Source organism: Paenibacillus aceris (assembly GCF_017874035.1).
Classification (GTDB): Bacteria; Bacillota; Bacilli; order Paenibacillales; family NBRC-103111; genus Paenibacillus_E; species Paenibacillus_E aceris.
This window is the reverse complement of the sequence record NZ_JAGGKV010000027.1, coordinates 34,802-58,470: the sequence shown is the minus strand read 5'-3', so window position 1 is coordinate 58,470 and position 23,669 is coordinate 34,802. Positions and strand designations below refer to the sequence as shown.

Annotated in this window: 15 protein-coding genes; 4 read left to right on the top strand and 11 right to left on the bottom strand. The window is 46.7% G+C overall.

Annotation, left to right across the window (positions count from 1 at the left end):
• Positions 1–15: 15 nt before the first annotated feature.
• The 3 genes from J2Z65_RS30355 to J2Z65_RS30345 are packed head-to-tail and all read right to left on the bottom strand — an operon-like array spanning position 16 to position 3,362.
• Positions 16–1,116, bottom strand: coding sequence for a glycosyltransferase (locus J2Z65_RS30355; protein ID WP_167068083.1), 1,101 nt, complete (start codon positions 1,114–1,116; stop codon positions 16–18).
• Complete coding sequence (locus J2Z65_RS30350; RefSeq protein ID WP_167068080.1) at positions 1,094–2,221, bottom strand: glycosyltransferase; 1,128 nt, start codon at positions 2,219–2,221, stop codon at positions 1,094–1,096. Before J2Z65_RS30350 ends, J2Z65_RS30355 begins: the two co-directional genes overlap by 23 nt.
• A gap of 25 nt (positions 2,222–2,246) precedes the next feature.
• Entirely contained in the window at positions 2,247–3,362 is a 1,116-nt protein-coding gene (locus tag J2Z65_RS30345; protein WP_167068077.1) for a glycosyltransferase family 4 protein, read from the bottom strand.
• A gap of 261 nt (positions 3,363–3,623) precedes the next feature.
• Between J2Z65_RS30345 and J2Z65_RS30340 the strand changes: the two genes are divergently transcribed.
• Genes J2Z65_RS30340 through J2Z65_RS30330 form a run of 3 tightly spaced genes read left to right on the top strand, consistent with a single transcriptional unit; the run spans position 3,624 to position 6,633 of the window.
• Positions 3,624–4,316 (top strand): galactosyltransferase-related protein, encoded by a 693-nt coding sequence (locus J2Z65_RS30340; protein WP_167068074.1) that lies wholly within the window; start codon positions 3,624–3,626, stop codon positions 4,314–4,316.
• 34 nt (positions 4,317–4,350) lie between these two features.
• Positions 4,351–5,487, top strand: coding sequence for a glycosyltransferase family 61 protein (locus J2Z65_RS30335; protein WP_167068071.1), 1,137 nt, complete (start codon positions 4,351–4,353; stop codon positions 5,485–5,487).
• Between the two features lie 24 nt (positions 5,488–5,511).
• Positions 5,512–6,633 (top strand): glycosyltransferase family 61 protein, encoded by a 1,122-nt coding sequence (locus J2Z65_RS30330; RefSeq protein WP_167068068.1) that lies wholly within the window; start codon positions 5,512–5,514, stop codon positions 6,631–6,633.
• Between the two features lie 58 nt (positions 6,634–6,691).
• Here J2Z65_RS30330 and J2Z65_RS30325 read toward each other — a convergent pair whose 3' ends face one another.
• The 8 genes from J2Z65_RS30325 to J2Z65_RS30290 all read right to left on the bottom strand — a co-directional run bounded on the left by J2Z65_RS30325 (position 6,692) and on the right by J2Z65_RS30290 (position 22,308).
• A complete protein-coding gene (locus tag J2Z65_RS30325) occupies positions 6,692–7,480 on the bottom strand; it encodes a HipA family kinase (RefSeq protein ID WP_167068065.1) in 789 nt (262 codons plus the stop codon).
• 21 nt (positions 7,481–7,501) lie between these two features.
• Positions 7,502–8,875 carry a UDP-glucose dehydrogenase family protein gene (locus J2Z65_RS30320; RefSeq protein WP_167068061.1) on the bottom strand — a complete coding sequence of 458 codons (1,374 nt, stop codon included), beginning with the start codon at positions 8,873–8,875 and terminating at the stop codon, positions 7,502–7,504.
• Between the two features lie 21 nt (positions 8,876–8,896).
• Entirely contained in the window at positions 8,897–9,850 is a 954-nt protein-coding gene (locus J2Z65_RS30315; RefSeq protein WP_167068058.1) for an NAD-dependent epimerase/dehydratase family protein, read from the bottom strand.
• Positions 9,847–10,728 carry a UTP--glucose-1-phosphate uridylyltransferase GalU gene (gene galU / locus J2Z65_RS30310; RefSeq protein ID WP_167068055.1) on the bottom strand — a complete coding sequence of 294 codons (882 nt, stop codon included), beginning with the start codon at positions 10,726–10,728 and terminating at the stop codon, positions 9,847–9,849. Before galU ends, J2Z65_RS30315 begins: the two co-directional genes overlap by 4 nt.
• Positions 10,729–10,762: 34 nt before the next feature.
• Complete coding sequence (locus tag J2Z65_RS30305; RefSeq protein WP_167068051.1) at positions 10,763–13,432, bottom strand: glycosyltransferase; 2,670 nt, start codon at positions 13,430–13,432, stop codon at positions 10,763–10,765.
• Positions 13,433–13,461: 29 nt separating this feature from the next.
• A complete protein-coding gene (locus J2Z65_RS30300) occupies positions 13,462–14,481 on the bottom strand; it encodes a mannose-1-phosphate guanylyltransferase (RefSeq protein ID WP_167068048.1) in 1,020 nt (339 codons plus the stop codon).
• Between the two features lie 184 nt (positions 14,482–14,665).
• Positions 14,666–20,971 (bottom strand): WIAG-tail domain, encoded by a 6,306-nt coding sequence (locus tag J2Z65_RS30295; RefSeq protein ID WP_167068045.1) that lies wholly within the window; start codon positions 20,969–20,971, stop codon positions 14,666–14,668.
• 161 nt (positions 20,972–21,132) lie between these two features.
• Complete coding sequence (locus J2Z65_RS30290; protein ID WP_167068042.1) at positions 21,133–22,308, bottom strand: glycosyltransferase family 4 protein; 1,176 nt, start codon at positions 22,306–22,308, stop codon at positions 21,133–21,135.
• 231 nt (positions 22,309–22,539) lie between these two features.
• On the opposite strand from J2Z65_RS30290, the gene J2Z65_RS30285 reads away from it, so the two are divergent.
• Entirely contained in the window at positions 22,540–23,640 is a 1,101-nt protein-coding gene (locus J2Z65_RS30285; protein WP_167068039.1) for a YheC/YheD family endospore coat-associated protein, read from the top strand.
• Positions 23,641–23,669: the final 29 nt, after the last annotated feature.

The window sequence follows — 23,669 nt, the reverse complement described above, 5'->3', positions numbered from 1 at the left end:
CCCCGCCTTTCCGCTTCATTTGAATAAGTGCTGGTACTTATCCATTTCCCGAACTACACTCCTTGCTACTTCTTGCAGATTGTATCTGGTCAACAAATCATTGCGGGCTTTGCGGCCAATCGCCTTCGCTTCTTCCGGATGCTCATAAACGTATCTCATCTTTCTCTGCAGATCCTTTAGTGAAGGCTCCGCCCAATAATGCCCGTTAAACAGTTCATCCTCGGCATTCTCAATGCGGACCAGCCTTTTGACCTTCACAAGGTAGGAATTATCCTCATCCATGAATTCGGTATGGCCGCTCCAATTCGTACCAATAACAGGCATTTCCATCAACATCGCTTCAAAAAAAGGTCTTCCCCATCCCTCTCCTCTTGTCGGGAGCACAAAGGCGTCGCACAGCCGGTAAAGCTTCAGAATATCCTCCATTTGGAGCATATGATCGACAATATAGATGGCAGGGCGATCTTTCCGAGGTTTAGGATGGTCTGCAATAAATTGCTCGATCTTCTCGCTTTTACTGCTGTCCCGGATTTTGACCACTAAAGCCACATGATCGTCTTTTGAAAATTCGTTCAGATAAGCATTGAGCAGGACATCGTATCCCTTACGTTTTTTTAAATCGAAGACAGAGAGAAATTTAAAGGAAGGAGGAAAGGCATAAGGTAAGAGAGGACCTTGGGGTGCAAACTCGTTCAAGTCAAAAAAGTTAGGAATTAAGCGTATTGGAGCGGTCACGCCGGATGAGGTAAACGTCTGTTGATTAAACGTGCTTTGCACCCATACTTCATTAAACTTGTTTAACTCTGAAACCCAAGAATCTGGAATCCGATCCGTCTCAAATGTCGTACGCGCGATGTTCACACGAAAATCGGCTTGATACCGAACATGCGAACCGACCCAGTTGTACATATAAATATCGTTTGAGGATAACTGTGTATTTTCAAAGGTGGAGATGTAATTCACTTCATCGGATGGCAGAACCTTATGCTTTTCGGCCGTATCCCTGGCTAAAATACGCACACGATACCCGGCTTTGTCGAGTATCCGCAGCAGAATGCGGTTCCCTTCAGCAAGTCCGTGCCCGTTATAAAATTTACCATCCAATAAGATGTTCACTATTCTCACCTTCCTCTGCCTGAAACTTATTCAATTCCTTCGTCACTCTCGCAGCAATTTCGTTAGGCTTATAAGTACGGAGCAAGTCGCTTCGCGCCTTCTTCCCCATTTGTTTGGATTCAGCCGCATGTTCGAACACATACCTCATTTTATTCTGCAGGTCTTGGATAGAAGGCTGTGCCCATAGATGACCGTTAAACATGGGATAATCGCTGTTTTTAATTCGGATCAAACGATCAACCTGAACAAGGAAAGCATTCGATTCGTTCATAAAATCCGTTTGTCCGCTCCATCCCGTACCGATCACAGGCATTTCCATCAGCATGGCTTCAAAAAAAGGTCTCCCCCATCCTTCACCGCGCGTAGGCAGGACGAATGCATGACACGATTTATATAATCCGAGCAGCTCGCGCGTAGTCAGCATTTGATCGATCATATAAATCGTTGGCATTTCCCGTTTGGATTTATGATGCTCATCGATGATGCTCTCCAATTTATGAATACCGCCGCTGTTTCGGATCTTAACGACCAGAGCCACATCATCCATTTGTGAAAACTCATTTAGAAAGGCTTCGAGCAAGATGTCGTAGCCTTTGCGCTGCTGCAAATCAAACACAGCTAAAAACAAAAAGGATTTGGAAACAGGCAGCGATAAGGGCTTTACGCAGAGATCATAAGCGTTAATATCGAAAAAGTTGGGAATCAGCCGCAGCGGCACCTCCACACCGGATTTCGCAAAGGTGTCGACGTTGAATGTGCTCTGTACCCAAACTTCATTGAATTTGTTTAGCTCCGGTACCCAGTCGTCGGGAATGCGATCCGTTTCAAATGTCGTCCGCGCAATATTAATGCGGAAATCCGGATTATATCGAATGGACGACCCAACAAAGTTGCATAAGTAAATGTCGTTAGATCGCAATTTGTTTTTTTCAAATGAAGAGATGAAGGCAACTTCTTTAGGATCTAAGACTAGGTTTTTTTCATGTGAATCCCTGGCCAGTATCCGGACCTGATAACCGGCTCGATACAAGATACGCAGTAGAATGCGATTCCCTTCAGCGAAACCATGTCCGTTATAAAAGATACCCTCCAAGAGAATGTTCATGAATACTCACCTTCCATGCCATGGATTAAACGGAACGACCAACGGCGAATTTATTGATTTCTTTGGCTACATGTTTGGCAACTTTGCGCAAACTGTACGTCTTCAGCAGGTCTTGCCGGGCCCTCCTGCCGCAGGCTTTGGCTTCATCCTGATGTTCATAGACGAACCTCATCTTGCGCTGTACATCTTTCGTGGATGGCTCAGCCCAATAATGTCCTTCATATTTGGACGGATCAGGGTGATCCTTCAGACGGACAGGGATTAACTTTTTCACACGAATGAGATAGGAATTCTCTTCGTTCATATACTCCAATTGCCCGCTCCAACGGGTGCCAATCGTCGGCATTTCCATCAGCATCGCCTCAAAGAAAGGACGGCCCCATCCTTCCCCACGGGTAGGCAGTACAAAAGCGCTGCAAGCCCTATATAGGCTTAGCAGCTCTGGCGTTAAGAGCATTTGATCCATGATGTAGACCGGCGGACGCTCCATTTTGGATTTAGGATGAGCCTCGATCATCCTCTCCAGCTTTTCAACACCGTCGCGATCCCGGACCTTGATCACAAGAGCCACATCGTCGCTTCGTGAGAATTCATTTAAATAGGCACGAAGCAGCACATCGTACCCCTTACGTTCAATTAAATCGAATACCGAAAGAAATTTGAACGTTTGAGATAGCGGCAGAGGAAACTTGTCACCCTGCGGGAGATAAGCCGGATCGTTAAAGAAATAGGGAATAAACCGAAGAGGAGCCTTCACACCGGAAAATTCGAATGTTTTCATATTAAAATGGCATTGCACCCAGACCTCGTCGAATTGATTTAACGTAGATACCCATGAAGCAGGTATGCGGTCTGTTTCGAACGTCGTGTGCGCAATATTGATGCGAAAATCAGGACGGGTATGAAGCGCTGAGCCAGATCCCCGGAAAAGGAATATATCGTTAGAAGTTAATTCCGTATGTTCAAAGGAAGATAAATACTGCTTTTCCTCGCTTGTCAAAGCAAGCTTTTTGTCAGCTTCATTGTCCCTAGGTTCAATACGAACACGATATCCGCACCCATGAAGAATGCGCAGGAGCGCTCGATTGCCCTCTGCATAGCCGCTGCCCGTATAGAAGTAGCCCTTGAATAAAATATTCAATCAGGGGTCACCATCCTCTCTAGACCTCTATCTCCAATATATTTACACCAGTTAGTGCCCGTGTTGGGCAAACCTCCTAGTTCAAAGATCTATTTGTAAATTTATTGTTAAATGGATGAAAACTAAATGAGAAAGTTAGTACATCAGCCCCTGCTGTATCGATTTATTTGCATAACATACTACATATAGGAAATATCTTTTTCGAGACTAGTCAAATGCTTATGAAAAAGTTGTTCACGAAAACTCTAAGGAGGTTTTCTCATGTTTCAAGACGTATCTGTGCTTATCCCCTTTAAGTCAGACAATGGTCCCCGAGATGCCGCTTTCCAATGGATTAAAAAATTTTATAGCAAAGCAATGCCGGATGCCGAAATCTGTGTCGGAGAGGATAACAGCGAACTTTTCAACAGATCCAAAGCCATCAATAACGCCTTCAAGCAATCCACAAGAAACATCATTGTCGTGGCCGATAATGATACCATTTTCGATCCTGCCATCATTACCCAATCGATTGCACTCCTCGATCGCTATGCTTGGATCGTCCCTTTTCACGATGTGCTAAACATTTCGGAGGAAAACTCCAAAAAAATTTACGAAAGCAAAGCCAAGTGGCCATTAAAGGTCAAAATCAAGGACTATCGCCGCAAAGATTTCTCCCGCTGGGCTGGGAAATTAAATGTGCTGCCGCGCAAAACATTCAAAAAGGTCGGCGGGTTTGACGAACGATTTATTGGGTGGGGCTGCGAGGATACTGCCTTTGCCTTATCGGTTAACATGCGCTGCGGAGCCTATCACCGGTTAAGTTCCGATGTATATCATCTATGGCATCCTTATGTAGGCACGAAAGGCAACCCGAATCATGATGCGAATGAAGCGATTCTTAAACAATACAAAAAAGCGAAGAGTAGGGAAGCGATGAAGAAGCTGATCCTGGAACGTGGAAAATTCGTGTAAAAAAAAACAAGTGGAAGATTGAGGTGGAAACTCATTGACGCAGTCCGAATCAGACCTAGCGATTCCCTCAAAAAGGGACTATCAGACCATCCGTCAGTGGTTTAAGACGGGCCGATCTTTAAAATACAAGCATAAATTGAAGCAATTCCATTTCCACCAATCCGTGCCTTTTCCGGAGCCAAAAACGATTGAAAAAAAGCTCCACTGGTACTTCCGCAGATGCAGTGCAAAGTGGAAAGAAGATACGTTGTTCCCTACCATTCACACCGCTGTGATCAAAAAGGGCAGAATCTACGGAGCCAGAGGTATTGTGCTGACGCCAGAGAATAAACTCATCCGGCACATATCCTATCCGCATATTCTTGCCGGCAAGGACCGACTGCCCGAACCGGTCTATCTCAATAAAACCGTTGCTTATCTATCCTTCCGATATCCGAATAACTATTTTCATTGGATGTTTGACGTTCTTCCACGCATTGCGCTTCTCCGTGAATGTAAGGTCAACATTGATAAATACGTGATCAGCCCTCCCGGGAACTTTCCGTACAAAGAAATGCTGCGAGCTCTTGGAATTCCTGAGAAGAAAGTCATCATTGCTTCCGAGGACTTCCACATCAAAGCAAATAAAGTGGTCGTTGTTGATAAATACTCCAAGTGGGCGCCCTATGTCCATGTTTATCCCGAATGGACCAGCAAATTTCTGCGGGATGAATTATCCGGCTGCAACACCAAAGGAACCTCCAAAAAGTATGAACGGCTTTATGTAAGCCGCGCTCATGCAGGCGGGCGCAAGATGACGAACGAAGATGAAGTTGTCAGATGTCTTGAATCTCACGGGTTTCACTGCATCCATCCCGATACCATGTCATTCGCGGAACAGATCAGGGCTTTTCAATCGGCGGACATCATCGTATCGCCGCATGGCGCCTCATTGGCCAATTTAGTCTTCACGAAACCCGGAACGAAGCTGATCGAAATCTTTTCCCCGAACTATGTCAGAGATTACTACCTGGTCATAGCCGCCCATATGAAACTCGATTACTATTATTTGATCGGCGACGGTAAGCGCCCGATTAGAGATCACAAGTATACGAAAGGCCTGTATGACGATATCACCGTGAACATCGATGGTTTAACAAAGATTTTGCAGAAAGCCGGTGTTCACAAATAAGTGTATATATAAGGAAGTGAGCACATGGGCAATGTGAACAAAACGAGCATTCCCGACGGTTATTACACGGTTGTAAAAGAGTGGATTCGAGCAAATGGCTTGCGTAAAAAAAAGCATATGAAAAAGCTGGACTTTGGCGATCCCATTGATCTCATCGAGCCCGTTGGCTTGGAGGATCCGACGTTTTGGACAGTTCGATTCTCCGAAGCTGGGAAGCCTTTTAAGCAGAGAAACGGAATTGTCGACATCATCCCCCAAGGGATCATTTACGGCACGAAGCCGGATGTGATGACACCTGATCACAAGCTGGTATGGAGCCATTCGCGAGAAAAGCATAAGCTTCCCGAGGAGCATTCCATCTTTCAGCTAGACCGTTTGCCGGCACTAAAACAGACGTCATCCATCATAGCTTTGCTAAGCATCAAGGACAGCGGCATCTATTATCATTGGATGATGGATGTCCTTCCGCGTCTTCATATGCTCAAGGTTTGCGGAATCAAGCCAGATCAATACGTCATCAACGGGACCAAGATCGCCCCCTTTCAATATGAAACATTGGAAGCGCTTGGCATTCCCAAGGACAAGGTGATTGAAAGCCACGAGGGACTGTGCTTGCAGGCGAAACAGCTCGTGATTCCTTACTTCACCAGAGGCATACGGCCCAAATGGGCAGCCGACTTTCTGAAGCAAGAGCTAATGATTAACAAAAAAATAAAGCCAGTTCAAGGCTACGAAAGATTGTTCATAAGCCGTTCCAAGGCTAGGAAACGTATGCTGCTTAATGAATCGGACATTTATGATACCTTGGAGCCGTACGGCTTTCAATATGTCATCCTTGAGGACTTGACGGTAGCTCAGCAGATTCAGCTCTTTGCTTCAGCCAAAGTCATCGTTGCCCCGCATGGCGCAGGTTTGACAAACGCCGTGTTTAGCCCCCCGGGCACGACAATCATCGAATTATGCGCACCAAGCCTTGTTCACAATTGTTATCCCATCCTGAGCAGTCTGGTCGGACATAAACATTACTACGTCATCGGCGAAGGGGAGCGGCCTCCTGAGTATATCGATCCCCATGACAGGAGCGCGGATATTGCCATAAATATGGACGACTTCAGAGAGATCATGAGCATAGCTGGCATCACATGACAAATATCCGATACGCTGACTCCTCCACTGGAGCCGCATATCGGATATTTATTTACGTCTATTTCTTTCTTTTTAAGTACCATTTGATATAATCATCAATGGTTTTCGGCAAAGCTTTTTTGGCATATTTGATATGCCTGTAAAGTCTTTCTTTCGCATCCTCATCTACAAGCCAATCGCTTGACATGGAATAGATGAGTTTGTAAATCTCTTCATTTTTAATTTCAAGGATCCTGTCTACGTATGAATTTAATTGTTTGGTGTCGTCCAAAAGGGTGTTGCACCAACGGTATATTTCTTTTTTTCGAACTTTCAGCGGCAAAAATTTTCGCTCCGGATTCGACGTCGATATGTTGAAGCAATTTGCATGATCGATCATCTTGAACTCGTATTGATTTCCCTCTGCATCTGCGGGCAAGAAAAGTAAGTTTTTCGTATTTCGATCGGAATTTCCGATCCAGTGGTCAAATACGATAAGTCCAGCAATCTGATCGGCGTTGACGAGCTGATCTCTGGTCAAGTTACTCGGCAAATTGAGGAACGTAACAGAGTCTTCGATATATTGGCTGGCGAACTGGTTGCCCGGTTTAAATCCTATTTTCTCCAGCTCTTTATTCTCTTTAATAAACTGACTTCGAATCTTTACGACTTTGTATTGAGGAATTGGCAATTGAAGCCGTTTAGCCAATGTATTTACGATATATTCGTAGGTGACCACCCAGTTGCCCTGCGGATTATTTTTAAATTTAACCACATATTTATGACCATCATCGAACAGAATCAGGTGGGGAGAGGATCTCCCCCCGCTCATAGGTTTTACATAGGAAACAGGCTTAATTCTCCCCATTGGCTACTCCCTTCTGGATCGTTAATGCAGTCCCAAGCCCTCATACGCAAATCCTAACTCACTTAGATTCAGTTTCTTTAAAAAGTTTCTCGTATCCAGCACATACCGATTCTTCATTAGTTTATAAACCGTTTCCCAGTTCATCAGCCTGTACTCATCCCAGTGTGTTAGCAGGACAAGAGCATCTGCGCCTGCAACCGCATCGATCGGCCGCTCACAATAACGGATTTGGAGTCCCTTGTTCATTTGTTGAAACATGGACATTCCTTTTGGATCATGTACCGATACATTTGCCCCCAATTGAAGCAGCTTTCCAATGATATAAGAAGCTTGCGTATGACGGGCATCGTCCGTATTCGGTTTGAAGGTGAGACCGAGAACGGCAATGTTTTTACTGTTTAGGGACGTCAAACTTCTTTGAATCTTTTGAATGCAATAATCATGCATGCTTATATTGGAGTCGATGGCTGCTTTTACAAGCGTAAGTTCACTGCCATATTTCTGACTCTCGGATAATATTTCCGCCGTATCCTTGGGAAAACAGCTCCCGCTCCATCCACTGGACACTTGGAGAAATTTATTGCCGATACGTGTATCGAGCCCCATTCCGAAGGAGACATCGTTGACGTTAGCGCCAAGCGAATCACAGAGACGGGCAACCTCATTGATATAGCTGATTTTTACAGAGAGAAAAGCGTTGGATACGTATTTAATCAGCTCCGCACTCTTAGCATCTGTTTCAAAAAGAACCGTTTTCGTCGCTGCATGGTTGCTGGCAAACGTTAGGTGCTCGGCAAGTTCCGCATAATTCGTTCGTTCCAAAAGCGGTTTGTAGAGGCTTTGCATCACTTTCTTCGCCTTAGGCGAGCCTGAGCCGATAATAATCCGTTCAGGAAAGAAGACGTCTTCGATCGCATAGCCTTCTCTTAGAAACTCAGGATTGCTGACCACCGCAAAATGACGGTTGTTCTCCAATCCGGATACTTCCTCGATGATCGACGCAACCAAGTCGGATGTTCCTACGGGCACGGTTGATTTATTGACGATGACGGTGAAATGACTGGGATTCAAATGCTCCCCTATGCTTTTCGCAGCTGATCTTACATATTTCAATTCGACGGCTCCGTCCGGCTTGGATGGGGTACCGACAGCGATAAATACAACATCCGCCTGATACACACAATCGTAGGTCTGAGTGGCAGAAAGCCGCGAGGCGTTTACCATCTGCTCAATACAAGACGCCAGACCCGGCTCATAGATGGGACTGATGCCCTCGTTAATCTCCTTAACCTTTCGCCCGTCCATATCGATAATGATTGTCGGAAATCCTAAGATGGCAAAGGCTGTTCCCGTCACACTTCCTACGTAGCCAGAGCCTACACATACAACTTTCATGACCATCCTCCTCCACCTTTACTAGGGCCGTTGCGCCTGGTATGCCTCAATGGTCAGGCGCAGACCTTCCCTTAAATCAATGAATGGCTCCCAGCCTAATAGAGCCTTCGCCTTGTCAATTACCGGCCGCCTTACTTTAGGATCATCTTGAGGAAGTGGATTATAAGTTAGCTTACTGGAGGATTGTGCCAAACTCTTGACCAAATGAGCGACTTCCATAACGGATATTTCCACAGGATTTCCAAGGTTGATCAGTTGTCCATTCGCCTCATCACGTTCCATCATGAGCAGCAAACCTCTGACTGTATCGTCAACATAACAGAAAGAACGGGTTTGTGTGCCATCGCCATAAATCGTTATATCATGGCCATTCAGTGCCTGAGTGACGAAGTTGGAAATGACCCGGCCATCATCATTCCTTAAGCCCGCTGAATACGTATTGAATATACGAGCAACCTTTACCCGAGAGCCATAACGGTGGGCATATTCATAGCAAAACACTTCACCAAGCCGTTTGGCCTCATCATAACAAGCTCTTGGCCCCCACGTATTGACATTGCCCCGGTACTCCTCAGGTTGAGGATGAACCTCAGGATCTCCGTAAGCTTCGCTTGTACTGGTGAACACCAGCTTGGCGTTGTTCCTGCGAGCCAGTTCGAGCATATTCGCCGTACCTATCGTATTAACTCTTATCGTGGCAAATGGATCCGCTTGATAAAACTTAGGAGAAGCCGGAGAAGCCATATGATAAATTTCATCGATCCCGCTTAACGCCGGCATGAACCGCACGTCTTCCTCAGCAACGTCACACGCGATACATGTGAAAAACCCTGAATCGGATAATTCTCGTATATTCTCTGCCTTCCCCGTCGAGAAATTATCCAATCCAATGACCTGATGGCCTTGTTTAACGACTTCCTTCGCTAGATGGGATCCTAGAAATCCGGCCGCTCCAGTGATGACCACTTTTTTCAAAGCGGACCACCTTCCTCTGCTAAAATCCGGTACAAATATTTCTTGAATTCCTCTTGCAGTTCTTTATTTTTGCAGGCAAGCTCGACCGTCGCTTTCAAAAAGCCGAGTTTATCCCCAACGTCGTACAGCTTTCCTTTAAATTTATAAGCATAGAGAGGCTGACGCTTAAGCAGCTCCTGCATCGCATCCGTCAGTTGAATTTCATCCCCTGCGCCCGAGGGTGTATGCTCTAGAATATCGAATATTTCCGGCTCCAGAATGTATCTGCCTACGATGGCGGCATTAGAAGGAGGCTTCACAAGGGGTTTTTCAACCAAATTTCTCACTTGATAGAGACCATCATGAATGAGCTGTCCATCTACGATGCCATACATGCCGACATCCGACCAGGCAACTTCTTTCACAGCGATAACAGAGGCATGCTTTTCTTCGTATATTTGAATTAACTGTTTGAGACACGGGGGATCGCTATCGATGACCATGTCGCCAAGCAGCACGGCGAACGGTTCGTTGCCGATAAATTTACGCGCGCACCAAATGGCATGCCCGAGGCCAAGTGCCTGCTTTTGTCTCACATAATGAATATTTACCAGATTCGAAATGTCATCGACGATTTTCAGCAGGGTTTGTTTATTTTTTTCCCGCAAGTTAAATTCAAGCTCATAGTTGATATCAAAATGATCTTCGATCGATCGCTTGCTGCGTCCGGTCACAATGATGATATCTTCAATGCCGGATTCGACGGCTTCCTCGACAATATATTGAATCGTCGGTTTATCGACAATGGGAAGCATCTCCTTAGGCATCGCTTTGGTCGCTGGAAGAAACCTGGTTCCTAAGCCAGCTGCCGGGATAATCGCTTTTCTTATTTTTCCCATCACATACCCGCTTCCTTTCCTGGATGTAATGCCTTTACTGAAACTTTCCACTCACAACCAGATGCAGATTAGGCCTTCTTAAAGCCGACACGCTAGCTGCAAATACACCGTGATTGCTTAACTGATCCTGCTGCCAATTTTGAGCTAGCTGGGTACAGTCCCACGTAAAGAGCATGCTTTGGTTCGGCTTGGCTTTGTTGTTCATAGCGCTTTTGAAAATCGGATATTTACGAATTAGGGGTCTACGTCGCAATATGCTTTTAGTGGACCAAGAGGATCTAATCCGATGTATGCGAAGCACTTTTGTTATCGCCGGGATCTGCATAACAGCACGCTCTATCGTGCAGCCTGGCGGAAGTTCGTTCAGATTAAACGAAAAATAAGAGACGGGTCTCTTTCCTATTCGTATTCTTCGATATCGATTCGGGTAAATATAGATCGTACGGGTGGTTTCTTCATCAACCTTAGCTTTCGTAGCTTCATGTGCGGGTGCTGCGGCTTCTATGGCGTCTGAACTAGTCTCAGATTGCGGCGACACATCAACTTCAGATTGTTCATCTGCCAATGCCTCCTGCAATTCGTCGAACTTGCCATCCTCCACAATACCTTTAAATTTTTCTACGTATTTCGAAACCGGATGCTGCTCCGCTACAAAGTTTCTCGATCGCTGTCTCAACTGTTTGCGCAGATGTTTGTCTTTGTACAACTGACGCATGGCGATAAACAACTGATCTTCGACTTGATCATCATGTTTGATCTTACAAACAACATCGCTTGGCAGTTCTGAAAAGGAATCAACATCCGAAACAATCGCCGCTTTGCCGTGCGACAGAACGTCAAGCAAGCTCCCGGACGACTCTCCATCCGTTGGATTGCGCAATTGAATGCAAGCATCCGAGTGACTTAGCGTTGTTTGATATTCGGCATGATCCACATGTCCTTTAAATTCAACCATTTGGTCGAGTCCCAGCTCAGAGACAAAAGCTTTTAGCTTTTTGATATAACGGGATGAACCATCTCCTGCAATCGTGTACCTCATATCCGTACAGCCTTCATCTCTCAACCTTTTAAAGCAGCGGAGAGCCAGCTCTAAGTGTTTGTTTTCCTCAATCCGTCCAAAGCTGGAAAATACAAAATCACGATCCATCAAGAGGGAGATCATAACCGGAAGCTTCTGCGGCAGCGCACAATAGCCCACATTGCGATACCCCTTGCTTTGCAGCTTTTTTTTGGCGTATTGATTATGAACAATAATGGATTTGGCGGTCAGCAGCAGTTGATCCGCGTCGATGGGCTCAGCCTTGGTTTCCGTCCAATCACGGCACAGCTTTTTCAACTGAAGATCGTGAAGCACGACAACTCCTGGATATTTCCTTACATATGGAACCATATAGGTATGATTGCTGCTATTGCCTAGTTGAAACAATACTTCATCATAGTGGCTGGCCTTTTGATGAAAGGCATCATGAGGGTAAATGCGCTTCGATTGCTCTTCTCCGATCTCCGGCGGCAAACTGGGCGCGTAGTTTCCATCAATGAATAGATCGCATTCATAAATGGCTTGAAAAGCTGGCAGGATGACATTCATGTAAGCAGCAACTCCGCTTTTGAGCGGTGTGAGCGGTGCGAATATCGCCAGTTTTTTCCTCATAACAACCTGATAGGCCTCATGAACCTTCGTTCCTGTTGAATGCTCCTCCAACTGATCAATCAGATCATAGCCTTTATTCCGCAAATCGTTCCTTAACGTTTCGTCTGTTAAACATGCCAACAGCCCCTGAACGATACTATTTATACTCTCCATGTTAACAGCACAAGCCGCATCGTCAGAGTGCGTCCGGATTGTCCCCTGTGAGAAAGCAAGTACTGGCGTGCCGCAAGCCATCGCATCCAGCACCTGTACGCCGTAGCCCCTATGTGCAGACGGATATACAAAGACATCTGCATGGCTATAGAGTTGAGCCAGCTTTCCATCCGATACCTCCGGAAGCCACAGGGTATCTTGTTCAACTCCCACGAGGATGGCTTCAACCCGCAAGAATTGCTTTTCTGCTTCGCTCAATTTACCAGCAAATACCAATTGATAGTTTTTCTTCATCTGTTTGTTTGCTTGACCAAACGCTCTGAGCAGCTTAACGATATGTTTCGTATCAAACACATTTGTCGTGCATAGTGCAAATGGCTTGACGATACCGTACTTTTGCAAAACGTCTGCATCGCTTGAAACATGCTTAAACCGGTTATTCGTCCCGCCGTATACAGAAATAAGCCTCTCTGGACTGATGCCAAGTGCATTTATGGCTTCCTGTTTGACACGATCGCAATTAGCCAGAATCAGATCAGAGGACTGAACAAAGTTTATATAGCTGGCAAGGTTTTCACTTTTCGCGAATTCGCTAAACGGGATCATGTCATGCAGGAGCACGGCCACCTTCGTCTTCCCGAACCAAGCTTTCTTCATAGGCGTAATCATGAGATCCATCGGACTAAGAATTTGAAACAAATCAATCGCATAAGCATTCAAGAATTGCTCCAATTGAGCTTGAATAGGCCGTGCGCCAGGGCCCGTTTCCGGTTGGAAAAGATGATAATGATGGTTCGGATTTTCCTTTTGAATGGCACGAATGAACCTTTTAGCGAACTTGCCAACGGCACGCTTATGATTTTCCCTATTTATAAATGACATATCGAAAGCGACATTCATGCGTTCACCACCTGATTGAACTTAAATTTCTATTTAGAAGCTTCCATCATGCTGATCGCAAGTTTGATGTTCTGCTCCTCGGATTTCGGACAAACGAGTAAACCATCTTTCGTAGAAACGATGATCAAATCGTTGACTCCGATGGCAACCACTTTTTGGCCTTCCGCATAGATGATGGAGTTTGTGGCATGGAGTGAGTGAACATCTCCGAAAAACAAATTTCCCCGTTCGTCCGTTGGAAATACCCGCTCCAAAGCATTCCAGGAACCAACGTCATCCCATACAAAATGTACGGGAATCGTGTATACGCGCTCTGCCTTTTCCAAAATGGCGTAATCCACGGATAATCTGGGCAGTGAAGCGTACACGTGCTCTAATGGCAGATCGGATAGCCACAGCTTATTCCACATCTCACTTTGATGAAGCTTCATATAATAGTTAATCGTCGAAGGTTTCCAAATGAAAATACCGCTGTTCCAGTACATATTCGGTTCCTTCATGAATTCACGGGCGCGTTGTTCATTCGGCTTCTCTACAAACCTCAGCACACGTTTGGCCTGACCTAGCGTCGAATTCGCATCTGCGCGGATATACCCAAAGCCCGTCTCCGGCCTTGTTGGGACAATCCCTAAAGTGACGATCGATTCATCCTTCCTCGCAATCATTTCCGCTTCCCGCAAAACGTTCATTAATTCCGCATCATCTGGAATGTATTGATCAGAGGGCGTCGTCACGATGACATCATCCAGTTCTTGCTGCAAAAAGAATCTGGCTGTTAATGCCATGCAGGGTCCGGTATCCCTTTGATAGGGCTCCACAATCATACGGCTCGGATCCAAAAGCGGCAGTTGCTCGCGAATCAAAGGGATATAGGATGAGCCTGCAACAACATATATATCCGCCACGTCTACATACTTACTAAATCTTTGGTAAGTCTGCTGGAGCATGCTTTCATTGGAGGTTAGTGCAAGGAATTGTTTGGGCTTCGTTTCCACGCTTCGCGGCCAAAAACGCAATCCCTTACCTCCTGCCATAATCACGACTTTCATCAGAGACTCATCTCCTTCAAAGCATCCGGGATATCTGCTTCATTCTATGCGTTCAACTACTGCAGAACATGGACGAATAGCGGTGAAGACGTAAAAATGGGTTATATTCCTAGTCATAAGATGAGAATGGGCAGCAAAAAAGCAGGATCGAGCGCTAAGCACGATCCTGCCTGGTTACAACTTATTATTTATTTCCTGTTGCTATCCAATTGACGATCCCATATATTTCTGCTGAAAACCGTGTGCGTACTAAAGATAAAACCGCGTAATTCGTATATTTCTGCTTTACAATCGCGTAACAAGCCGTATGATTCGTTGTAGCAACTAGCACATAGTTGCTATCCGCAAAAGGCTCATCAAAGAAAATTTGCACATCGACGATTTCATCCTGCACTTTGAATTCAAAGGAGACAAGTCCGAATTGTTGTGTTACCACGGATTTTGAAGGAGGCAGTTGTAAAGTTCTGAATGATAATTTGCTTTCATCCACACTTCCTTCAGTTAGCTTCGTACCGCTAATCGAACCCATAGCAAGGTGTTCACCGTAAACAGAGCCAGGGGCTAACTTACTTCCGTCAATAGAGCCAACAGCCAGTTTGGAGCCGCTTAGAGCTCCGTCTGCAATGTGCTCGTCACTGACGGCCTCGCTAGCCAGTTTACTTCCGTCCACACTGCCGCTTGCCAGTTTCGCTGCACTCACGGCTCCAAGTGCCAGGTGCGCGCCGTTTACCACACCGAATGCCAGCATACTGCTATCTATGCTTCCAGCAGCAAGCTTACCTACGCTTATGGCTCCATCCGCAATGTGCTCGCCGCTTATTGAGCCAGGAACTAATTTGGTGCCATCCACACTGCCGCATGCCAGCTTTGACCCGCTTACAGAGCTGTCAGCGAGATGTTCGCCGCATACTGCTCCTTCCACTAACTTCGAGCTGTCTATGATACCATCCGCAAGATGTTTCTTATTCACAGCCCCCGGAACAAGTTTGTACGCGTCCACACTCTCAGCCATTAGCTTCGCACCGCTAATTGTTCCATCTACCAGATGCTCAGCGCTAACGCTGCCTTTGGTGAGCTTGGATCCATCTACACTATCGGCAGCCAGCTTTATGCCACTCACTGCTCCGTCTACAAGATGTTCATTGTTCACTGCGAATGCGGCCAGCTTGACTCCGTCCACACTGCCGGCTGCTAACTTCGATCCATTGACGGAACCAAACGCCAGATGATCCCCGTAAACGGAATTATAGGCAAGCTTGCTGGCATCCACACTGCCTGCCATCAGCTTCTTTCCGCTAATCGAGGCGTCGGTTAAATGCTCTCCCTTAATGACACTTTTGCCGATGATAGTTCCATCTACACTGCCCTCTGCCAGCTTTGCTGCCGTCACTGAGTGGTCTGCGAGATGATCGCTATTAACAGCTCCATCTGCCAGCTTACTTCCATCAACACTGTTTGCGGCTAGTTTCGCGGCACTTATGACACCATTCTCGATATGCTCACCATAAACAGAACCGCTCGCCAGCTTACTGGCATCAATGCTGCCAACCGCTAACTTGGCTCCAGTTACGGCGCCATCTGCCAGATGTTCGCTGTGCACACTGTTTGTGGTCAGTTTGCTGCTATCCACACTATCTTCAGCTAACTTGGCTCTGCTAACGGCTCCATCGACCAAATGTTCGCCATGTACAGCTTCCTTCGTCAGCTTTCTACTGTCTATCACTTCATCCGCAAGGTGTATGCCATTCACTGCGCCTGGGGCTAGTTTGTTCGCATCCACACTCTCTGCCATTAACTTTGCACCATTGATCGCACCATCTGTTAGATGCTCCGCGCTTATGCTGCCTATAGAGAGCTTGCTTCCGTCTACACTGCCTGCGGCCAGCTTCTCCCTGCCTACTGCTCCGTCTATGAGATGTTCATTGCTCACGATCCACGGAACTAGCTTGCTTCCGTCTACGCTGCCTGCGGCCAACTTTTCACCGGTAACGGCACCATCTACCAGATGCTCGCTGCTCACGGTCCACGCAGCCAGCTTGCTTCCGTCCACACTACCTGCTTCTAGCTTCGATCCACCTACTGAACCAAGTGCAAGATGCTCCCCGTAGACAGAATTATAAGCCAGTCTGCTCGCATCTACACTGCCTGCTAACAGCTTCGCTCCGCTAATCGAGGCATCTGTCAGATGCTCATTCTTTACGACACCTTTGGCGAGTATGGTTCCATCTACACTGCCTTCTGCCAGCTTTGCTGTTGTCACTGAACGGTCTGCGAGATGATCGCTATTAACAGCTCCACTTGCCAGCTTGCTTCCGTCCACACTGTTTGCGGCTAGTTTGGCGGCACTTATGACACCATCTTCGATATGCTCACCGTAAACAGAACCGCTCGCCAACTTACTGGCATCAATGCTGCCCACCGCTAACTTCGCTCCAGTCACGGCGCCATCTGCCAGATGCTCGCTATGCACACTGTTTGTGGTCAGTTTGCTGCTGTCTACACTGCCTTCCGCTAACTTCGCTTTGCTTACAGCCCCATTCGACAGATGCTCACCATGCACAGCATCACTTGCCAGTTTTAGGCTATCGACTGCTCCATCCATTAAATGCTCGCGGGTTATCTCGCCCGCCGCCAGCATGTAGCCCGAAATACTGCCTTCGGCAAGCTTGCTCATGCTGATGGCACCGTCAGCCAAATGCTCACTGGTTATACTTCCGATCGCCAGTTTACTGCTGTCTACGCTGCCTTCCTTCAGCTTAGCCCCACTTATAGCACCGTCTATGAGATGGGAATCTCCAACAGCTCCATGCGCCAGTTTAGTACCATCCACGCTGTTTGCGGCCAATTTGGCATTGCTTACGACAGCGTCAGCCAAATGTTTCCCGAAAATCGAGTTTATGGCCAGCTTGCTGGCATCCACACTAGCGGCTGCCAACTTGGAACCAAGGATAGCGCCATCCGCGAGATGCTCGCCTTCCACCGCTCCGCTTGCCAGCTTACTTGCGTTCACACTGCCTGGCATAAGTTTTACTCCGCTGATGGCACCATCTAAGAGATGCTCGCTGCTTACAGATCCAATTGCCAATTTGGTGCTGTCGATAATACCGTTCTCCAAGTGCAGATAACTAACAGCCCCAGCTGCCAGCTTAGATCCATCAACGCTTTCAGACGCCAATTTACTTCCATCAACCGCACCGTCTTGCAGATGTTCACGAGTTACCGTATCATTTACAAGTTTGCTTCCGTCTACACTGCCTGAGGCTAATTTCGCGCCATGTACGGCTTCATCGGCAAGATGCTCGCTGCTTACAGAACCCAACGCCAGTTTACTGCCATCCACACTGGCTGTTGCCAGCTTCGACGAGCTTACAGCTCCATCTGCGATATGTTTGCCAAACACCGAATTATTCGTCATTTTGCTAGCGTCAACACTGCCGGATGCCAGCTTAGTACTGGTAACTGCGCCGTCAGCCAAATGATCGTTCTCAACCGATGCATTGACTAGCTTGGTGGCATCGACACTGCCCGCAGCAAGCTTAGCACGGCTAACAGCGCCATACGAAATGTGGTGATTTTCAATACTTCCGCCTGCCAGTTTGCTGCCGTCTACGCTGTTTAGAGCTAAGTGCTCACCTCTGATTTCTCCGCTCACGAGCTTACTGCCATCAATACTTCCGGCTTCCAGCTTACTGCCGCTAATCGTTTCATCCGCGATATGTTCACCCTGGATAGTACCATTAGCAAGCTTACTGCCATCCACACTGGCTGCCGATAACTTCGATCCGCTTACCGCGCCATCAGCAAGATGCTCGGCTCTGATTGCTCCATAAGCAATCTTGCTGTCATCTACGCTCCCTGATGCCAACTTCTCCCTGCTTACTGCGCCATCTGCAAGGAGCTCGCTGCCAATCGTTCCGATTACCAGCTTGCTGCTATCCACACTGCCCGCCGCCAGTTTTGCTCCGCTTACAGCTGCGTCAGCGATATGCTCGGTATGAACGGCTTCATTCATCAGCTTACTGCCATCTACACTAGCTTCCTTCAGCTTCTCTCCGCTAACCGCACCATCTGCAAGATGCTGCGTTTCGATAGCTCCATTCGTAACTTTGGTGCTATCTACACTCCACGGCGCTAATTTCGCTCCTGTAACAGCCTCGTTGGCGATATGCTCAGTCCTAACAGCATCGCTCGCCAATTTACTGCTGATTACACTGCCCTCTCCCAATTTCTCACTACTCACTGCACCAGTTTCTAGATGTTCGTTCTGTACGGCACCACTAATCAGTTTACCGCTGTCCACACTGCCTGGCGCCAACTTCGAACCGGATACAGCATCATCCGCAAGATGACGCGAATGAATGGCTCCGCCCACCAGCTTGCTGCCATGAATACTTTCATTCGCAAGCTTAGCTGCCGTTATCGCTCCGTCCAGAATATGTTCACTACTTACTGCTTTTTCAGCAAGCTTGATTGCCGTTACACTGAAATCTGCCAGCTTTATTTCCGTTATCGCTTCGTTTTCAATTTTAGACGACTGCACAGCGCCATCTCGAATACTGGATGTCTGAACAGCACCTTCCTGCAAATGTTGCGGAGCGATTGCGTTAGCAGCGATCTTTTGCTCAGTTACAGCGCTGTTAGCAATTAGATCTTCGGTGACGGTTTGTTCCACAAGCTTCTTACCAGACAAACTTCGGTCAGCAAAAACGTCCAATTTGATCGAATTATCACCCAAGTGTTCGGAACGAATCGTGCCTGGTTTAATATGAATGCCTTCAATGATATGTTCTTGTAAATGGCGTGTTTCAACTGTAAATGGAGCGATTTTATTGCTCGTAACCGCTTCTTCGGCAATTTTACTGGTCGTTACCGATTCTTCATGCAATTGCCTTGTAGTAATTTCTTCGTTCGCGATATGCTCTCTATGGATCACATAAAGTCCCAGTTGTTCTTCTCCAATTGAACGCAACTCCAAGTGCTCTCTGGTTATGGCACCAAGCTGGACATGTTCCCCACCTATGCCACTAGGCACAATTTTCTCTGAGGTTACGCTCCTATCCTTAAGATGGTTGGAATCTACGCTCGCCGTAGCCAACTGTTCGGAAGTAATGGACTCCGGAACTAAATTAGAGGTAGTAACCGAGAATTCCGCCAAATGTTCCGTCGTGATGGACTGTTTTTGGATGTGCCTTGACTCGACGCTGCCGTCATCAAGCTTCTCCGCCGTAACCGAAGCATCCTGGAGTAAATCAGACTGGATGGAGCCTTTTCGTAAATGCTCGGTTCCAATTTCACCCGCTCCGATATTTTCACCGGTAATGCTTTCACTGCCAATATGCGCAGCCTGTATGGAGCCTTTTTTCAAATGGATGGATCCTACAGACTCCTTAGCTATTTTCGTGCTGGTAACCGCTTGATCCGCGATTTTTTCCTCCGATACAGCCCGCTGCGCGAGCTTATCTTCCGTTACAGACTCTGGTTGTAAGTGGAAGGCTTCAATGGTGTTATCAATAATATGAGTACCATTTATTTGACACGGACTAATCGTCCTGCTTTGAACACTCCCCGGAGCCAAATGCTGAAAGAGTATACTATCGTGCTGTAAATGGACGGAACCAACGCTTTCATCCGCAATTTTATCGTGAGTAACGGATTGATCTCTCAGCTTATCCGTTGTGATCGTAGCATCGGATATTTTAGCCGTATCAATAATCTTATTCGACAAATGTTTGGATTGAATGGCTCCGCTGCGTATTTTCTCAGAGCTGACGGCCTGATCATCAATCAGTTCAGTCGAGATCACCATTTCTGACAAATGGTGCGATAAAATCGATCCGCTTGCTAATTTAATGGAATCAATGACTTGATCCGCCAATTTATCCGCGGTAATACTGTTATCGATTAGCTTATCCCCGGAAATCGTATGATTATGAATTTTCTCACCGGAAATGCTCTGGAACGCAAGATGTTCATCATGGATAGCGCCGTTTGCTATTTTCTCTCTGGTCACACTAGCCGTAGCTAACTTCGTGTTGTCGATTGCAAAATCTTTTATGACCTTGGTGCTAATGCTCTGAGGTTTGATTTTACTTTCGTCCACAGCCCGGTTGGCAATTTTCTCTGCTGTAATCGCTTCTTCAACGATATCATCGGTGTAGATGACAGGGAAGGAAGATATCCCGGCTCTCCGTTCTGTCAACATAATGAGCGGAGGTGCAGGGTTGGATGAATGGCTAGGCGGTACTGGGCTTTGAGGCTGCGGTTTCTCTTTTTCCAAAGCAGGTGTTTCTGGTTTCTTGGGTTTGGGAATCATCTTGGTTGCATTCGTGGAGACAACGGCTTGAACAGCGTTCTTTTGCTCTCGTTCTTGCTTAGGCTGTGCAAGCGCGGAATCCGATTCATCCAACCATTTCAGCTCGTTCGTAAAGGAATTCACTCGTTGCACTTGCGGCTTTCGGGGGACGCCACGATTGCTATTCCGTTTGCTCATAGACTCCTCTCCATTTCTCTTCATGATCTAGTCATTTGTAACATATTCATGCATGCAATAAAATGTACGTTCGCCCTTAAAAATGTGCGTTAACCCAGATGCGATTCTGATACGCCCGGAAATAAGAATCGTCATTCAGATGCGGTTCTAATGCACCAGGATCACCTCGGCGTGCGCCTCCTCATGCTCTGATATCGTTCAAACCATTGTTCGGCGCTTCGTTCCCATGTAAACATATGCCTCACTCTTTGCAGCCCCTGTTCTCCCATCACCCGCCGAAGCTCCGCATCCCCCAGCAATCGAAGCAGATACCGAGGCAGCTCCTCTGCAATTTGGTTCGAATCAACCAAATAACCGGTTGTACCATGATCGACAACCTCCTGAATCCCTCCCGAACGAGTTGCCACAACCGGCACTCCCGTTGCCATAGCCTCTACATTCACCAGACCGAATGCTTCATTCGGTGCAGATGGGACGGCAACGATGTCTGCTGACTGGTACCATTTCGCAATATCGTTATGTGATACGTAAGGGATAAAACGAACATATTGCGGCATTGAGCTTCCCATTCTGTGTAATTTACGGACATAATCGGTTTGCGCCTCTTTGCCATAGTAGGCGCTGCCAACAATAAGCAAGATCGCATTTGGCTCGGTCTGGACGACTTGGAGCATGGCGTCTAAGAGATGATGTACGCCTTTCTTCGGAATGAGTCTCCCTACAAATAAGATGATTTTCTTATCCTCATATCCTAGCTCTTTCAGCAAAGCCATGCCTGACGCGCTTCCTTCCGGGGTCCATTTGGACGTAAATTGGGTTAAATCCGCCCCAAGATGCTGGGTCACAATTTTATGTGAGCAGCTTGGCACTTTACGCTGAATTAGCCGCTTTAGAAAATCACTGTTAACCACAATGATATTGGCTGCCCGAAGGCATGCCGACAGCTCTCGAACAGAGATATGCGGCCCCGAAATAAAAGACGTGGAATGAAGCATAAGACTAATCTTTACTCCCGGATGCTTCCTGCGTAAATACCGTACAAAACGCGGCCGATTCTCAACCTGAATAAAGGCCGGTTTCACCAGATTGATTTGCTGGCTTACCCTCTCTATATAAGAAGCAGGTTTCTCGTATCGAACACGTAAATAATGAACACCTTCTTTCATCTCACGGCTCGGCTGATGAAGCGTTTTACGCCCAAGCACGTAAACCCCCATATGTTTAACTAATTGCTTAGCTGTATGATAAACGACCATTTCTACAGAACTGCTCGTTCCTGAAGGTATGGGGAAAGTACCGGGTGTTACAATTGCTACTTTGATCGGTAAGCTGCACATCTTCTGGCCCCTTTCCGTATCCGTTAAATGCCTGTTACAGCCTCTTTTCTATACATATGCGGATTTTATGGGTTAGTCTGGGTATTCGCCCCTTCAACCTGTGCAAACGTCACATCTTCTTGTGCGTCTATCAGCATCCGTACAAACAAGCAGCCCTGCTTTTCCATAAGCTATATGAAGCAAAGGCAATGCCTGCCAGTCAATTGAATGTAAAGGAGTGGAAGGAATGCAATGGAAAATCCCTATGTGGGTATTTTAGTAAACGACACCTTATTCGATGGCATTCCCCAGGGGAAGACAATATATGAAGCTATCCATTACTACAGTGAAGCTGGCAAAGAATATGGGGTGATTCCTTGCTATTTCCGCATTCAAGACGTTCGAATGGATACGATGAAAGTGCGCGCTTACATCCCATCGGGTGAACACTACGTCCTTGCATGGATCGATCTGCCCAAAGTCATTCATAACCGTGCCATTTACTTGGATCATGCTTCTTACGATACGTTGGAAAGCTGGACGCAGCACGGTATCATTTTATTTAATCGTTGGAACCGTTACAGCAAGCTGCTTATCCACCAAATCTTGCTCAAAAATGACTCGATACGGCCGCATATGCCTGGTACGTATGCGGCAAACCCGATAAATGTAAGAATGATGATGAATGCCTATGATTCACTCATAATTAAGCCAACGAATTCCAGTATTGGCCGTGGTATTATGAAAATGGATCGACTTGGAACAGGGTGGAGGCTCATCTATCCGGCAAGCATGAGAATCAGCAATCGCATTTGGCGGCAAATTCGCTTTTCGAAACAGCTGCCCATTTCCCTGCAAAAAAAGCTCAAGAACCGCTCCTATATCGTCCAACAATGCTTACCTCTGGCTTTATATGACGGCCGCCCGTTTGATCTTCGCATTTCGGCCCAGCGCGATGAATGCGGTGAATGGGGCATCACAGGTATCGTAGCGAAAGTCGCTTCCCGAAAGCACTTTCTTACGAATGTGGCGCAAGGCGGCGAAGTCATGCGATTACCGGATATTCTTGCAAGAGAATATCCGTCACTCGATCCGACAGCTGTTTATCAGCAGATTACTGATTTTACGATGCGCGTCGCCAAGCATTTAAGTGCAGAACTGCCTCATTTGGCTGATATAGGGCTCGACATCGGACTTACCAGCCATGGCTTCCCTTTATTTATTGAATGCAATAGCAAAGATCAACGTTATAGCTTTAAGGAAGCCGATATGATGGAAGAGTGGAAGTCAACCTTTTATAAACCAATCGCCTATGCCAAATTTTTATTGGATGGCGGAACGCCGGTTTATTAATCGCGGCATGCTGAGATACAGCAAAAAAA